At 71.5% G+C, this 14,962-nt stretch carries 12 protein-coding genes; 5 read left to right on the top strand and 7 right to left on the bottom strand.

Annotated features, from left to right (window positions below; all coding sequences use genetic code 11):
- Both ACIRGB_RS28000 and coxB read right to left on the bottom strand, forming a co-directional pair.
- On the bottom strand, positions 1-302 hold a 302-nt coding region (locus ACIRGB_RS28000), incomplete at its 3' end, for a cbb3-type cytochrome c oxidase subunit I (RefSeq protein ID WP_403870689.1).
- Positions 299-1,258, bottom strand: a complete 960-nt coding sequence (gene coxB / locus ACIRGB_RS27995; RefSeq protein WP_403870687.1) for a cytochrome c oxidase subunit II — start codon at positions 1,256-1,258, stop codon at positions 299-301. The genes ACIRGB_RS28000 and coxB, both read right to left, overlap by 4 nt.
- A 328-nt stretch (positions 1,259-1,586) precedes the next feature.
- Between coxB and ACIRGB_RS27990 the strand changes: the two genes are divergently transcribed.
- Positions 1,587-2,972 (top strand): cysteine desulfurase/sulfurtransferase TusA family protein, encoded by a 1,386-nt coding sequence (locus ACIRGB_RS27990; protein WP_403870684.1) that lies wholly within the window; start codon positions 1,587-1,589, stop codon positions 2,970-2,972.
- Positions 2,973-3,095: 123 nt separating this feature from the next.
- Here ACIRGB_RS27990 and ACIRGB_RS27985 read toward each other — a convergent pair whose 3' ends face one another.
- The gene (locus tag ACIRGB_RS27985; RefSeq protein ID WP_403870681.1) at positions 3,096-4,070 is read right to left on the bottom strand and encodes a carbohydrate kinase family protein; all 975 of its coding nucleotides are present in this window, start codon (positions 4,068-4,070) and stop codon (positions 3,096-3,098) included.
- A 132-nt stretch (positions 4,071-4,202) separates the two neighbouring features.
- Here ACIRGB_RS27985 and ACIRGB_RS27980 point away from each other — a divergent pair, with 132 nt between their 5' ends.
- Both ACIRGB_RS27980 and ACIRGB_RS27975 read left to right on the top strand, forming a co-directional pair.
- A complete protein-coding gene (locus ACIRGB_RS27980) occupies positions 4,203-4,412 on the top strand; it encodes a hypothetical protein (protein WP_403870678.1) in 210 nt (69 codons plus the stop codon).
- A gap of 115 nt (positions 4,413-4,527) precedes the next feature.
- Positions 4,528-6,069 (top strand): hypothetical protein, encoded by a 1,542-nt coding sequence (locus tag ACIRGB_RS27975; protein WP_403870675.1) that lies wholly within the window; start codon positions 4,528-4,530, stop codon positions 6,067-6,069.
- 94 nt (positions 6,070-6,163) lie between these two features.
- Here the strand turns inward: ACIRGB_RS27975 and ACIRGB_RS27970 are convergent, their stop codons facing one another.
- Positions 6,164-6,520: an iron-sulfur cluster assembly accessory protein gene (locus ACIRGB_RS27970; protein ID WP_052839876.1), complete on the bottom strand. Its 357-nt coding sequence runs from the start codon at positions 6,518-6,520 to the stop codon at positions 6,164-6,166.
- Between the two features lie 290 nt (positions 6,521-6,810).
- Here ACIRGB_RS27970 and nadA point away from each other — a divergent pair, with 290 nt between their 5' ends.
- Together nadA and ACIRGB_RS27960 are read left to right on the top strand one after the other, a co-directional pair.
- Positions 6,811-7,995, top strand: a complete 1,185-nt coding sequence (gene nadA / locus ACIRGB_RS27965) for a quinolinate synthase NadA (protein WP_403870672.1) — start codon at positions 6,811-6,813, stop codon at positions 7,993-7,995.
- Between the two features lie 103 nt (positions 7,996-8,098).
- The gene (locus tag ACIRGB_RS27960; RefSeq protein WP_403870669.1) at positions 8,099-9,613 is read left to right on the top strand and encodes a DUF4246 domain-containing protein; all 1,515 of its coding nucleotides are present in this window, start codon (positions 8,099-8,101) and stop codon (positions 9,611-9,613) included.
- A 63-nt stretch (positions 9,614-9,676) separates the two neighbouring features.
- Here ACIRGB_RS27960 and ACIRGB_RS27955 read toward each other — a convergent pair whose 3' ends face one another.
- The 3 genes from ACIRGB_RS27955 to ACIRGB_RS27945 all read right to left on the bottom strand — a co-directional run bounded on the left by ACIRGB_RS27955 (position 9,677) and on the right by ACIRGB_RS27945 (position 14,892).
- Positions 9,677-12,790: an efflux RND transporter permease subunit gene (locus tag ACIRGB_RS27955; RefSeq protein ID WP_403870666.1), complete on the bottom strand. Its 3,114-nt coding sequence runs from the start codon at positions 12,788-12,790 to the stop codon at positions 9,677-9,679.
- Between the two features lie 180 nt (positions 12,791-12,970).
- Positions 12,971-13,654 carry a response regulator gene (locus ACIRGB_RS27950; RefSeq protein WP_403870663.1) on the bottom strand — a complete coding sequence of 228 codons (684 nt, stop codon included), beginning with the start codon at positions 13,652-13,654 and terminating at the stop codon, positions 12,971-12,973.
- A complete protein-coding gene (locus ACIRGB_RS27945) occupies positions 13,651-14,892 on the bottom strand; it encodes a sensor histidine kinase (protein WP_403870660.1) in 1,242 nt (413 codons plus the stop codon). Before ACIRGB_RS27945 ends, ACIRGB_RS27950 begins: the two co-directional genes overlap by 4 nt.
- Positions 14,893-14,962: the final 70 nt, after the last annotated feature.

The raw sequence follows: 14,962 nt of genomic DNA, 5'->3' as shown, positions 1-14,962 counted from the left end.
GGCGTCGCGAACATCAGCAGCATGATCGTGCCGTGCATCGTGAACGCCTGGTTGAACTGCTCGTTCGACATGATCTGCAGACCGGGCCGGGCGAGCTCGGCGCGCATGAACAGCGCCATCACACCGCCGATCACGAAGAACGCGAACGACGTCACCAGGTACATCGTGCCGATCGTCTTGTGGTCAGTGGTGGTGAGCCACTTGATCACGACGTTGCCGGGCTGCTTGCGCCGTACCGGCAGCTCGTTCTCGTACGAGTCCTCCGCTGCCGAGGCACCCTGGGGTTCGTTGAGGATGCTCACAGGTTGTTCGTCTCCCGGTTCTTCTCGTGGCTCGTCTGAGCGATGCCCGCGGGAACGTAACCGGTCTGCCCCTTCTTCGCGAGGTCCTGGAGGTGCTGCTCGTAGCGCTCCGGGGAGACGACCTTGACGTTGAACAGCATCCGGGAGTGGTCCACGCCGCACAGTTCGGCGCACTTGCCCAGGAAGGTTCCCTCCTTGTTGGGGGTCACCTCGAAGGCGTTGGTGTGGCCCGGAATCACGTCCTGCTTCATGAGGAACGGCACCACCCAGAAGGAGTGGATGACGTCACGCGAGGTCAGGACGAAGCGGACCGTCTTGCCCTTGGGGAGCCAGAGGGTCGGGCCGGGGTTTCCGGTCTGCGGGTTCTCCGTGCCGGGGGTACCGCAGTCGTAGACACCGCCGGCGTTCGCCGGGAAGTCCTCGATGAACCGGTCCGGGATGCCGGCCAGTTCCTTGGAGGTCTTGGCGTCGCCGGTGGAGCCCGGGACGTCCTCGATGTGGTTGAAGCACCAGCTCCACTGGAAGCCGACCACGTTGACCGTGATGTCGGGCTTCTTCTTGAGGCTCATGAGATCGGACTCGTCACGCGCGGTGAAGTAGAACAGCACCGAGACGATGACGAGCGGAACCATGGTGTACAGCGCCTCGATGGGCAGGTTGTACCTGGTCTGCGGAGGGACCTCGACCTTGGTGCGGCTGCGCCGGTGGAAGAAGACACTCCACAGGATCAGGCCCCACACCAGCACGCCGGTGGCCAGCGCGGCGGCCCAGGAGCCCTGCCACAGGGAGAGGATCCGCGGAGCCTCTTCCGTGGTGGGGGTGGGCATGCCGAGGCGGGGGAAGTCCTCGTATGTGCAACCGGTGGCGGTCGCCAGGACCAGGCCCGCGGTCAGTGCCTGCAGCAGCTTCCGCCGCATCGGGCGCCGCGGCGAGCGGTCGGAGCCGTTGGGACTCACGTAGCGCCTTCCCGAGAGTCTCGCCCGCGCGGTTGGCTGCGGCCTGCCTTCTCGCTGGTCGGTCGCCGCCCTGCGTCGGGCAGGGGTTTGATGTTTATGCGGACCAAACCCTAGCCGACGCCCTCCGGGGGGTCGCGGGGAGGGTGGCATACGCGCCGGGGGTCACTCTTTAAGGGTGGGATGGGGGCGCCTACGGGGCCGGACCGGGCGGTTTCGTTGGCGGCTGACGGTGCGTCGTGGTTGCTCGCGCCCGCGCGGCGGAGCCGCACATGTCACGGCCCCGCGCCCCTCATGGGCGTCCGCTCCCCCGGCGTTCTAGCGTGGGCGTGTGGCCTACTTCGATGCTGCTTCCGCTGCTCCCCTCCATCCCGTTGCCCGGCAGGCGCTGTTGGCGTCCCTCGACGAGGGGTGGGCCGATCCTGCTCGGCTCTACCGGGAGGGGCGGCGGGCGCGGTTGCTGCTGGATGCCGCCCGGGAGGCGGCGGCCGAGGCCGTGGGGTGCCGGGCGGACGAGTTGGTGTTCACTCCTTCGGGGACGCGGGCGGTGCATTCAGGGGTGGCGGGGGCGCTCGCCGGGCGGCGGCGCGTCGGGCGCCACCTGATCGTGTCGGCGGTCGAACACTCCTCCGTACTGCATGCGGCCGAGGCGCACGAGGCGGCCAACGGCGGGAGTGTCACGCAGGTACCCGTCGCCCGGACGGGGGCGGTCGACCCGGCGGCGTACGCGGACGCCCTGCGCGAGGACACGGCGCTGGCCTGTCTCCAGTCGGCCAACCACGAGGTGGGCACCGAGCAGCCGGTGGCGGAGGTGGCGGAGATCTGCCGGACGGCGGGCGTGCCGCTGCTGGTGGACGCGACCCAGTCGCTGGCCTGGGGCCGGGTCGAAGGCGAGTGGTCGTTGCTCACGGCCAGCGCGCACAAATGGGGCGGGCCCTCGGGGGTGGGGCTGCTCGTCGTCCGCAAGGGGGTCCGGTACGCGCCGCAAGGGCCCGGGGACGAGCGGGAGTCGGGGCGGGCGCCCGGGTTCGAGAACCTGCCCGCGATCGTGGCCGCGGCGGCGTCGCTGCGGGCGGTGCGGGCCGAGGCGGCGGCGGAGGCGGCCCGGCTGCGGGAGCTGACGGAGCGGATCCGGTCCCGGGTGCCCGGCCTGGTGCCGGACGTGGAGGTGGTCGGCGATCCCTCGCGCCGGCTGCCCGGGATCGTCACCTTCTCGTGTCTCTATGTCGACGGGGAGACCTTGCTGCACGAGCTGGACCGCGCCGGTTTCTCCGTGTCGTCCGGTTCGTCCTGCACGAGCAGCACACTGACGCCGAGCCACGTCCTGCGGGCGATGGGGGTGCTCAGCGAGGGCAACGTCCGGGTGTCGCTGCCGCCGGGGACCGCGGCGGAGGACGTCGAGCGGTTCCTGGAGGTGCTGCCGGGCACGGTGGCCGCGGTGCGCGAGAAGCTGGGGGCGCCGACCGCGACGGAGACCGTCCGCGCGGCCGGCCCCGACCTCGTCGTGGACGCGCTGGGCCGGCGCTGCCCCATTCCGGTGATCGAACTGGCCAAGGTCATCGGCGACGTCCCCGTCGGCGGCACGGTCCGTGTCCTCTCCGACGACGAGGCCGCCCGCCTGGACATCCCGGCATGGTGCGAGATGCGGGGCCAGGAGTACGTGGGCGAGGAGAAGGCGGACAAGGGAAGCGCGTACCTGGTCCGCCGGGTCAGCTGACGCCCCTAGGGGGCGCGGGGCTGTTATCGATGTGCGGCTCCGCCGCGCGGGCGCGACCAGCCCCCCACCCACCCGAACCCGACACCGCTCCCCGTGGGGCAACCGCAAAGTCGCCCCCCGAATTCAGCCCAGGTGCGCCTGAACCTCCCCCGCGGCCTCGTCCCCGTACGCCTTGGTGAACCGCTCCATGAAGTGCCCGCGGCGCAGCTGGTACTCCTGAGTACCGACCGTCTCGATGACGAGCGTCGCCAGCATGCACCCGACCTGCGCCGCCCGCTCCAGCGAGACCCCCCAGGCCAGTCCCGACAGGAACCCCGCGCGAAAGGCGTCGCCGACGCCCGTGGGGTCGGCCTTGCGCTCCTCGTCCGGGACGCCGACCTCGATGGTCTCGCCGCCGGCTTGCTCGATGCGCACGCCCCGGGGGCCGAGGGTGGTGACGCGGTGGCCGACGCGGCCGAGGATCTCCGCGTCCGTCCAGCCGGTCTTGGTCTCGATGAGCCCCTTCTCGTACTCGTTGGAGAAGAGGTAGGTCGCCCCGTCCAGCAGTATCCGGATCTCGTCACCGTTCATCCGGGCGATCTGCTGGGAGAAGTCCGCGGCGAAGGGGATGGACCGGGTGCGGCACTCCTCGGTGTGCCGGAGCATCGCCTCCGGGTCGTCGGCGCCGATGGAGACCAGGTCGAGGCCGCCCACGCGGTCGGCGACGGTCTTCAGCTCGATGAGGCGGGCCTCGCTCATCGCGCCCGTGTAGAAGGAGCCGATCTGGTTGTGGTCGGCGTCGGTGGTGCAGACGAAGCGGGCGGTGTGCAGGGTCTCGGAGATGCGGACCGAACCGGTGTCGACGCCGTGCCGGTCCAGCCAGGCCCGGTACTCGTCGAAGTCGGAGCCGGCCGCGCCCACCAGGATCGGCCGGGTGCCGAGCTGGCCCATGCCGAAGGCGATGTTCGCGGCGACGCCGCCCCGGCGTACGTCCAGCTGGTCGACCAGGAAGGAGAGCGAGACCGTGTGCAGTTGGTCCGCGACGAGCTGGTCCGAGAAGCGGCCGGGGAAGGTCATGAGGTGGTCGGTGGCGATGGAGCCGGTGACTGCGATGCGCACGGCGTGGACTCTCTCCTGAGGGGAGGCGGGTTGACGGTTCACGCTACCCGGCACCGCCGCCAGGCTGAAGCAGGCGAAACTACCCGGTAGTACAACTTTCTTCGTGGTACGGGACGTGCCTACGGTGCTGTCATGACGAATCCGAGGACCGCCGACCCCGCTCCGGCCGACCTGGACGGCGACCTGGCGTCGCTGCGCGGTGACTGCGCCCGGATGACCCCGCGCTGGTCCGCGCCGGCCCACCTCTCCCCCCGGCCGGTGCCCCTCGCCCTCATCCACGGCGTCCGGGTGCCGCCGGCCTCGGCCCGGTTGCTGGACGCGATGTCGGACTACGGCGACTGAGCGGGCTCCCGGGCGGTCTCGGGGCCGTTCGGGCGACGCCTGCCGTCACCGGGAACCGGATCCCGGCCCACCGCGTCCCATCGCTGTCCCCAGTCACAGCCGAAGGAGCGATGCGGTGAACACCGAGCGACCCGACAACGACGACGCCACCGGTGCCGACGAGGCGGGCAGCGGGCGTACCGCGCGGCGGCGGCCCGGGGCGGTCGCGGTCGCGTCGGTGGCCGCCGCCGTGCTGGTGCTGGGTGGCGGCGGCGCCTACCTGGCCACGTCCGCCACCGGGGACGACACGGACGGCGGTACGGCGTCCGGCGCCTCGGGCGACGACACTCCCCCGCCGCTGCCCCTCGACGACCACGGGGTGTCGTCCCCGTCGTCCCCGTCGTCCTCGGAAGGCGGCTCGAACGGCATCGCGCCGGGGGAGCCCGACCCGCACGGCGTCACCTACCGCGCCGACGGGCCGCTCCCCGAGGGGCCCGGCTCGGCGCCGGTGTACCGGGCGAAGGGCGACGTCACCGAGGCCGAGGTGGCCCGGCTGGCCGAGGCGCTGGGCGTCGAGGGCGCGCCCCGCACCCAGGGCGGGGCGTGGAAGGTCGGCAACGCCAAGGACGGTTCCGGGCCGCTGCTCACGGTGAGCCGGCAGGCACCGGGCACCTGGACCTTCCACCGCTACGCCCCCGGCACCGACACCTGCAAGAAGGGCGCCGTCTGCAAGGGCCCCGCCGCCGACGGGGACCCGGTGGGCGAGGCGGCCGCGAAGAAGGCGGCGGCGCCGGTGCTGAAGGCGCTGGGCCAGGACGACGCCAAGCTGGACGCGAGCCAGGTCATGGGCGCCCGGCGGGCGGTGAACGCGGAACCGCAGGTGGGCGGGCTGCCCACGTACGGCTGGACGACCGGGGTCGTCGTCGACGCGCGGGGCGAGGTGGTCGGCGGCAGCGGCCAGGTGAAGGAGCCGGTCAAGGGGGACACGTATCCCGTCCTGAACGCCGAGGAGACCCTGGCGCTGCTGAACGCGCCGGGTGCCGGGGCCGGTGCGGACATCGGCGGCTGCGCCAGTCCCGTGCCGCACCAGGACCGTGCGGACCGGCCGTGCGCGCCGCCGACCGGCGCTCCGGAGCGGCCCGGGCCGGGGAAGAAGCAGGTCGCCACCGTCGAGGACGCGGTGTTCGGGCTGGCCGCGCATCCGGTGCGGGGACGGCAGACGCTGGTGCCGTCCTGGCTGTTCGAGGTGCGGGCGCCGGGGGCGCGGGACGCCGTGACGCTCACGTATCCGGCGGTGGAGCCGGCGTACCTGACCACCGCGGCCCCCGCCGAGCCGTCCCCGGCCCCGTCCGACGAGCCGGCCTCGAAGCCCGGGAAGCCGCGGGACGTGCGGGTCAGCGGCTACACGGCCGCCGACGGCGAGCTGACCGTGCACTTCACGGGCGGGGTGTGCTCCGACTACGACGCGAAGGCCGAGGAGAGCGGCGGGAAGGTGACCGTCACGGTGACCGAGACGCCGCACCCGGACAAGGTCTGCATCCTGATCGCCAAGGAGTACGAGCGGACGGTGCCGCTCGACGAGCCGCTGGGCGACCGGACGGTCGTGGGCGAGGACGGCAAGGACATCCCCGTCCACAAGCCGGGCGCGCGGCTGCCGGCACCGTCCGGGGGCCGGTGACGCGCACCCGGGAGGTGACAGAAGGGCGGTGGCCCGGGATCCGATCCCGGGCCACCGCCCTTCGCACGCTCGTGCCGCGCCGCGGCTCGGCCTGTCAGCTGAAGGAGTCGCCGCAGGCGCAGGAACCCGTCGCGTTCGGGTTGTCGATCGTGAAGCCCTGCTTCTCGATCGTGTCCACGAAGTCGATGGTGGCGCCGCCGAGGTACGGGGCGCTCATGCGGTCGGTGGTGACCTTGACGCCGCCGAAGTCCTTCACCACGTCGCCGTCGAGCGAGCGCTCGTCGAAGAAGAGCTGGTACCGCAGGCCGGAGCAGCCGCCGGGCTGGACGGCGACGCGCAGCGCGAGGTCGTCACGGCCTTCCTGGTCGAGCAGCGCCTTGACCTTCGACGCGGCGGCGTCGGTCAGGATGATGCCGTCGGTGACGGTGGTGGTCTCGTCCGATACGGACATCTACATCTCTCCCGGGTTGTACGGAGACTGCTTGCCGACGGTTTCAACCGACGGAGCCGCGGATTCATTCCGGGCGGGGCCGAGTCTTTGTCCTCGGCGCTCCCTTCATGCTCGCACACGCCCCCGCCGGCGGTCAGGGGCCTGTGGACGGCGGCCGCGGACGGCGGCTCCGGCGCCGGGATTCACGTCACACCGACACTATGGGCATCGTCAAAGTGACGTGAACCGGTTATGATATATAGCGTCAGTTCGACGAAAAGGGTCGACGAAAAGTAGAAAGGGTGCGTGTCGTGACCACCGCCCAAACCCAGGAGCTCGACGTACAGCCGACGCCCCTCGCCCTGCTGCTGCTCGGCCGCGAGGCCGACCCGAGGAGCGAGCGCGGCGTGGAGTGCCCCGGGGACCTGCCCTCGGCCTCCGACCCGGACCTGGTCGCGCGCGCCCGCGCGGCCAAGGAGAAGCTCGGTGACAAGGTCTTCGTCCTCGGTCACCACTACCAGCGCGACGAGGTCATCCAGTTCGCCGACGTCACGGGCGACTCCTTCAAGCTGGCCCGGGACGCGGCCGCCCGCCCGGAGGCCGAGTACATCGTCTTCTGCGGTGTGCACTTCATGGCGGAGTCGGCCGACATCCTCACCTCGGACGACCAGAAGGTGGTCCTGCCCGACCTGGCGGCCGGCTGCTCCATGGCGGACATGGCCACCGCCGAGCAGGTCGCCGAGTGCTGGGACGTGCTGACCGAGGCCGGGATCGCCGAGCAGGTCGTGCCCGTGTCGTACATGAACTCGTCCGCGGACATCAAGGCGTTCACCGGCAAGCACGGCGGCACCATCTGCACCTCGTCCAACGCGAAGCGGGCCCTGGACTGGGCCTTCGAGCAGGGCGAGAAGGTCCTCTTCCTGCCGGACCAGCACCTGGGCCGCAACACCGCGGTGCGGGACATGGGCATGTCGCTGGAGGATTGCGTCCTCTACAACCCGCACAAGCCCAACGGCGGGCTGACCGTCGAGGAGCTGCGCGCCGCGAAGATGATCCTGTGGCGGGGTCACTGCTCGGTGCACGGCCGCTTCAGCCTCGACTCGGTGAACGACGTGCGCGAGCGCATCCCGGGCGTGAACGTCCTGGTGCACCCCGAGTGCAAGCACGAGGTCGTCGCGGCGGCGGACTACGTCGGCTCGACCGAGTACATCATCAAGGCCCTGGAGGCGGCCCCGGCCGGTTCCAAGTGGGCCATCGGGACCGAGCTGAACCTGGTCCGTCGCCTGGCGAACCGTTTCGCCGCCGAGGACAAGGAGATCGTCTTCCTCGACAAGACGGTCTGCTTCTGCTCGACCATGAACCGCATCGACCTCCCGCACCTGGTCTGGACCCTGGAGTCGCTGGCCGAGGGCACCCTGGTCAACCGCATCGAGGTGGACAAGGAGACGGAGGCGTTCGCGAAGCTGGCGCTGGAGCGGATGCTGGCGCTGCCGTAACCGGGTCGGGCCGGTCCGGGCCGGCGGGAAGCCCATGGCCGCGGTGTCAGTCCGCTGCCCTAGGCTTCCCGCCGCCGCACATCGACTGGGAGGATCCAGAGCATTGACCGGCCTGTCTGCTTTCCCGCTGCCCTTCACCTCGACCCGCTCCATACCGTCCGTGAAACCCCGGACGCTGCGGGAGCTCGAGATGATGCGGTGCAGCGCCCACATCCGGTCCAAGCCGGACTGGTCCGACAAGATGAACGACCCCGACATCGTCGCCAGGTGGTCGCGGGAAGCGGTCGCCCAGGGCCTCACCGAGGCGCAGGTGCGTTACGTGCTCGCCGAACTCGCGCACTACGCCGCGCTGCGGGACCCGCGGACCGGCGTCGAGGTGTCCGCCGTCGACGGGGTGTGGCAGTCGGACACACTGATCGACGACGCGCTCCGCTCCCGGCTGCGCGAGGCGGTCCGGGTCCTGGAAGAGGTCCCCGAAGCAGAGCGGGACTGGCACCCCGGGTCCGGCGGCCAGGTGCTCGACCTGGTCCACCCCTCCCTGTTCTGCCTGGTGCGGGAGGTGAGCGGCGCCCCCGAGCGGGCCTGGCGGAACCCGACGGACCGCTACGCCAAGTACGAGTTCTCGGAGAGGTTCCAGTGGCTGCCCACGGACGTGGACGTCAGCGACGAGGGCGAGGCCACCTTCCGTTCGTACGTCAACAACGTGCACCCCGAGGATCATCGCGAACTGGCGTCCGTGCTGCCGGACCTGTTCGCGCGCATGCTCCCGCTGCTGGAGAACGTGCTCACCGACCTGCGCCATCCGCGTCCCCCGCGGATCGAGGCCGATCCCTACGGGTGGTACGACGAGTCGCAGGAGCCGGAGGAACCGGAGGAGTCCGACTTCAGCGACGAGGAGGCCTACGAAGAGGCCATGCAGGCATGGGAAGAAGCCTGCGACGACTGGTGGGTGAACCGCCGCCCGAACGTCCCGGACGCCCCGGTCTTCACGCCGCCCGAGACGCCCGGCGCATCGGCACGCGTCGACCTGCGCGGCCGCCGTCTCCAGGTCGTCGTCAAGCTCGCCACCATCCACCTCACCCCGGACAAGCCCGAGTACGCGGGCGGTTCCTGGCACGTCGAGGGCATGCTGAACGAGCGGATCGTCTCGACCGGCATCTACTACTGGGACAGCGAGAACATCACCGAGAGCAGCCTGAGCTTCCGCACGGCGTTCGACGACCCGCGCTACGAGCAGAACGACCACAAGGGCCTGCGTGAGGTCTACGGCCTGGAGGACGAGGGCGCGCTGAACCAGGTGCTGGGATCGGCGCCGACCCCGGCGGGCCGCTGCCTGGCGTTCCCGAACGTCCTGCAGCACCGGGTCGGCTCGTTCCGCCTCGCGGACCCCACCCGTCCCGGTCACCGCAAGATTCTCGCGTTCTTCCTGGTCGACCCGTCGGAGACGATCGTCTCGACGTCCGACGTGCCGCCGCAGCAGCCGTGGTCCGACACCTCGACCATGACGCTGGAGGAGGCCAGGGACTACCGCGAACAGCTCATGCGGGAACGCAAGTTCTTCGTCGACGAGCACAACGAGCAGCTCTACGAGCGCGAGTTCTCCCTGTGTGAGCACTGAGGAAGCGCGCAGGGCGCCCCCGTGGCCGGTCCACGGGGGCGCCCTTCGTCCTGCCGGCGGGTGTCAGACCTGGGCCGGCTCCGGTTCCTCCGCGGACCGGGACTGCTCGGGCAGGCCCTTCTTCGCGGCCCGCTTCTTCGCGCGCCGCTCCTTGCGGAGCTCCAGCATCGCGTAGAGCGTCGGGACCAGGAGCAGGGTCAGCAGCGTCGACGTGATCAGACCGCCGATCACGACCACCGCGAGCGGCTGGGCGATGAAGCCGCCCTCGCCGGTGACGCCCAGCGCCATCGGGAGCAGGGCGAAGATCGTCGCCAGGGCCGTCATGAGGATGGGCCGCAGCCGGTGGCGGCCGCCCTCGATCACCGCTTCGACGACGCCGTAGCCCTGCTTGCGGTACTGGTTGATCAGGTCGATCAGCACGATGGCGTTGGTGACCACGATGCCGATCAGCATCAGCATGCCGATCATCGCCGGGACGCCCATCGGGGTGCCCGTGGCGACCAGCAGGCCGATGGCGCCGGTCGCCGCGAACGGGATGGACACCAGCAGGACCAGCGGCTGGGCCAGCGACCGGAAGGTGCCGACCAGCAGCATGAACACGATGGCGATCGCCGCGAGCATGGCGAGGCCCAGGTTGACGAATGCCTCGTCCTGGTCCGCGGTGACGCCGCCGATCTCGGCCGTGGCGCCGGCGGGCAGGTCCAGGCCGTTGATCTTCGACTGGAGGTCCGCGCCGACCGAGCCGGTGTTGTCGCCGGTCGGCTTGGCGGTGATGGTCGCCGCGCGCTGGCCGTCGATCCGGGTCATCGAGACCGGGCCGTCGACCAGCCGCACGGTGGCGATGTCACCCAGCTTGACCGCGCCCAGGTTCAGCGCCTTCAGCTCGGCGAGCGTCTCGGCGGGCCGGGCCGACCTGATGACCACGTCGCGCTCGGTGTCGTCCAGGGTGGCCTTGGCGGCCGGGGTGCCGCGCACCGCCTGGGTGACGGCCGCGCCGAGGGTCTGGTCGGTGAAGCCTGCCGCGGCGGCCTTCGCGTTGGCCTTGACGGAGATGCGCGGCACGCTCTGCGCCAGGTCGCTGGTGACGTCGGTGACGTCGTCGAGTCCGGCGACGGTCTTGCGGACCTGCTCGGCGGCGTCGCGGAGCACCTGCGCGTCGGCCGCCTTGACGACGACGCTCAGGTCCTGGCTGCCGAAGCCGTCCCCGGCGGCGATGGTGGTGGTGCCGATGCCGTCGAGCTTCGCCAGCCCGTCCTCGATGTGGTCCTGGACGTCCTCGGCGGACGCGGAGTCCTCCAGCATGACCTGGTACGACGCCTGGTTGGTGTCCGTGCCGCCGCCGAAGGCGGCCTCGAAGCCGGACGAGCCGATGGTGACCTGGTAGTCCTTGACGCCCTCGGTGGCGCCGAGCAGCTTCTCGACCTTCTTGGCCTGCTCGTCGGTCGCGCCGAGACTGGCGCCCGGCTTCAGCTCCTGCTTGACGCTGAGGACCTTCTGCTCGCCCTGGTCGAAGAAGTTGGTCTTCAGCAGCGGCGCCATGGCGAAGGTGCCGACCAGGACGACGATCGCGAGGGCCACGCTGGTCAGCCGGCGGCGGGTGGCGAAACGCAGGACGGGGACGTAGAAGCGCTGGAGGCGGCTCTTGGCCTCCTTCTCCTCGGCCAGCCTGCGGGCCTCGGCCGCGTCCTCGGGCATGCCCTTCGGGGGCCGCAGGAACCAGTACGACAGCACCGGGACGACCGTCAGCGACACCAGCAGGGACGCCAGCAGCGCCGCGGTGACGGTGAGGCTGAAGGAGCCGAACAGCTCGCCGACCAGGCCGCCGACCAGGCCGATCGGCAGGAACACGGCGACCGTGGTGAGCGTGGAGGAGGTGACCGCTCCGGCGACCTCGCGCACGGCGCCCAGGATGGCGTCCTTGCGCTCCTCGCCGTAGCCGAGGTGCCGCTTGATGTTCTCCAGGACGACGATCGAGTCGTCGACGACGCGGCCGATGGCGATGGTCAGCGCGCCCAGCGTGAGCACGTTGAGCGAGAGGTCGCGCGTCCACAGGACGATCAGCGCCAGCACCACCGACAGCGGGATGGAGACCGCGGTGACCAGGGTGGAGCGGACCGACGCCAGGAAGACCAGGATGACCAGGACGGCGAAGAGCAGACCGAGCCCGCCTTCCGTGGTCAGGCCCGAGATGGCCTTGGAGACGGCCGGGCCCTGGTCGCTGACGACGGTGAGGGTCGCGCCGGCGCCGAGCTGCTCGCGCAGGTCGGGGAGCTTGTCCTCCACGGCGTTCGAGATGGAGACCGCGCTGCCGTCGTGGTCCATCGTCACGACGACCGCGAGGGACGGCTTGCCGTTGGTGCGGGTGAGGGAGTCGGCCCGGGCCTCCTCCTCCTTGACGGTGGCGACGTCGCCGAGGCGGACCGGCTTGGCGACGCCCTCGCCGGTGATCATGAGGTTCTGGATCTGCTCGACCGAGGTGAAGCCGCCGCCGACCTGGACGGTGCGGTTGGCGCCGCCCTCGTCGAAGGAACCGGCCGGGACGGTCGCGCCGCCCGCCTGGAGGGACTGGGCGAGCACCTGCGGGCTCACCTTGGCCGCGGCCAGCTTCGCCGGGTCCGGGGTGACGGTGACCTGGACGTCGCGGACGCCGTCGACCGCGACCTGGGCGACGCCGTCGATGTCCTTCAGCTCGGCGACGACGGTCTTGTCCACCTGGTCGGCCAGCGCCTGCTGGTCCTTGTCGGAGGTGACGGCGAGGACGACGGTCGGGATGTCGTCCGTCGAGCCGGAGACGACCTGCGGGTCCACGTCCTCCGGGAGCTGGGCGCGGGCCCGGTTCACGGCCTGCTGGACGTCGGCGACCAGCTGCTGGGTGTCCGGGCCGTAGTCGAAGGACGCCCTGATGACGGCGTTGCCCTCACTGGCCGTGGAGGTGACGCCGGAGATCCCGTCGACCGCTTCGAGGCTGTCCTCGATCGGCTCGACGACCTGCTTCTCGACCACGTCCGGCGAGGCACCCTGGTACGGGGCCAGCACCGACACCATGGGCAGTTCGATGGTGGGCAGCAGCTGCTGCTTGAGCTGGGGGATCGCGATCGCCCCGAAGACGAGCGCGATGATCGACATCAGCCCTATCAGGGCCCGTTGCGCGAGGCTGAATCTCGACAGCCAGGACATGGCTCAGGGTCTCTCTTCTGTGGCCGAGCGGGGGACGGGGCACATGGCAGCGCCGGGCGCGGGCGGCACAGGTGAGCGCCCACCCCAACACCCTGAGCCATGCACGCCCCCGCATCCCTAGGCCCCAGGTCCATTTCCTTATCCCCCGCCTACTCCCTCCGCAGTACGCGCGGGAGGAGGTCACTCCACCCTTGGACGTACCAGCCCGGATTCGTACGCGATGACGACCAGTTGGGCGCGGTCGCGGGCGCCCAACTTCGCCATGGCCCGGTTCACATGGGTCTTCACGGTGAGCGGGCTGACCTCGAGCCGCTCGGCGATCTCGTCGTTGGAGTGCCCGCCGGCGACCTGGACCAGCACCTCGCGCTCCCGCACGGTCAGCGACTCCAGCCGCTCGGCGCGGGCCGGGTCGCGCGCCTCGTCGGCCGTGTCCTGCTGGGCCAGGAAGCGGGCGATCAGGCCCTTGGTGGCGGTCGGCGACAGCAGCGCCTCGCCGCCGGCCGCGACCCGGATCGCGCTGAGCAGCTCCTCGGGCTCGGACCCCTTGCCGAGGAAGCCGGAGGCCCCGGCGCGCAGCGACTGCACCACGTAGTCGTCGACCTCGAAGGTGGTCAGGATGACCACGCGGACGTGGGCGAGGGACGGGTCGGCGCTGATCATGCGGGTGGCGGCGAGACCGTCCGTGCCGGGCATCCGGATGTCCATCAGCACCACGTCGGCCCGCTGCTCGGCGGCCAGCCGGGCCGCCTCCGCGCCGTCGGACGCCTCCCCCACCACCTCCATGTCGGGCTCGGAGTCGACCAGCACCCGGAAGGCGCTGCGCAGCAGCGCCTGGTCGTCGGCGAGCAGCACACGGATCGTCATACGGGGTCCTTGGTGGCGTCGGTGGCGGCGTCGGTGCGGTTCTTGACCGGAAGGATCGCATGCACGCGGAAACCGCCTCCGTAGCGGGGACCGGTGGTGAGGGTGCCGCGCACGGCGGTGACCCGCTCGCGCATGCCGAGCAGCCCGTGTCCGCCGCCCTCGGCGGGGGCGTCCGGGGCCTCGCCGTCGCCGGTGCCGTCGTCGAGCACGGTCACCTCGATGTTCGGTCCCACCCGCACGACGCTGACCTCGGCCTTCGCCTGCCGCCCGGCGTGCTTCTGCACATTGGTCAGCGCCTCCTGGATGATGCGGTACGCGGCCAGGTCGACGGCGGCGGGCAGCTCGGTGTCCTGGTCGGTGCGGGCCACCTCGACCCGCAGTCCGGCGTGGTGGAAGGTGCCCACCAGCTCGTCGAGGCGGGCGAGGCCCGGCGCGGGCTCGGTCGGTGCCTCCGGATCGCCGGACTGGCGGAGCAGCCCGACGGTGGCCCGCAGCTCGTCCAGCGCGCTGCGGCTGGCCTCCCGTACGTGGGCGAGCGCCTCCTTGGCCTGGTCGGGCCGCTTGTCCATGACGTGCGAGGCGACTCCGGCCTGCACGTTGACCAGGGCGATGTGGTGGGCGACGACGTCGTGCAGGTCGCGGGCGATGCGCAGCCGTTCCTCGGCGACCCGGCGGCGTGCCTCCTCCTCCCGGGTGCGCTCGGCCTTCTCCGCCCGGTCCCGGATGGCCTGCACGAAGGCCCGGCGGCTGCGGACGGCGTCCCCGGCGGTGGCGCCGATGCCGGTCCAGGCGAAGACGGCGAGGTTCTCCTGCGCGTACCAGGGCAGGGGGCCGGCCAGCATGGCGGCGCCGGTGAGCACCGTCATGGTGAGCAGGCCGACCCGCCAGGTGGTGTTCCGGTCGGTGGAGGCGGCGACGGTGAACAGGGCGATGACGGCGGACATCACGACCGGGGCGCGCGGGTCGCCGGTGACGCTCTCGACGACGGAGACGCCGCCGGTGACGACGAGGACCGTCATCGGCGCCCGTCGGCGGAAGGCCAGCGCGGCGGCGCCGGCGGTCATGAGGGCGAGGCTGAGCGCGTCGGGGGTGCGCAGGCCCCAGCTCACGCCCTCCGGGCCGTGCGGGTCCACGAAGGAGCCGGCGACCATGCACAGCAGGACGGCCGCGGCGAGGGCGGCGTCCATGGCGGAGCGGTGGGCGCCGATGGTGCAGCGGGCGCGGGCGAGGGTGCTCACGGTGTTTCACGGTAGCTGGAGTGGGGGTGTCTTTTGAGGGGGCCCGCGTGCAGTGGGCGTTGGCTGGGGG

The organism is Streptomyces sp. NPDC102490 (genome assembly GCF_044765285.1).
In the GTDB taxonomy this organism is placed as follows: domain Bacteria; phylum Actinomycetota; class Actinomycetes; order Streptomycetales; family Streptomycetaceae; genus Streptomyces.
This window is presented reverse-complemented; position numbering and strand designations above follow the sequence as displayed.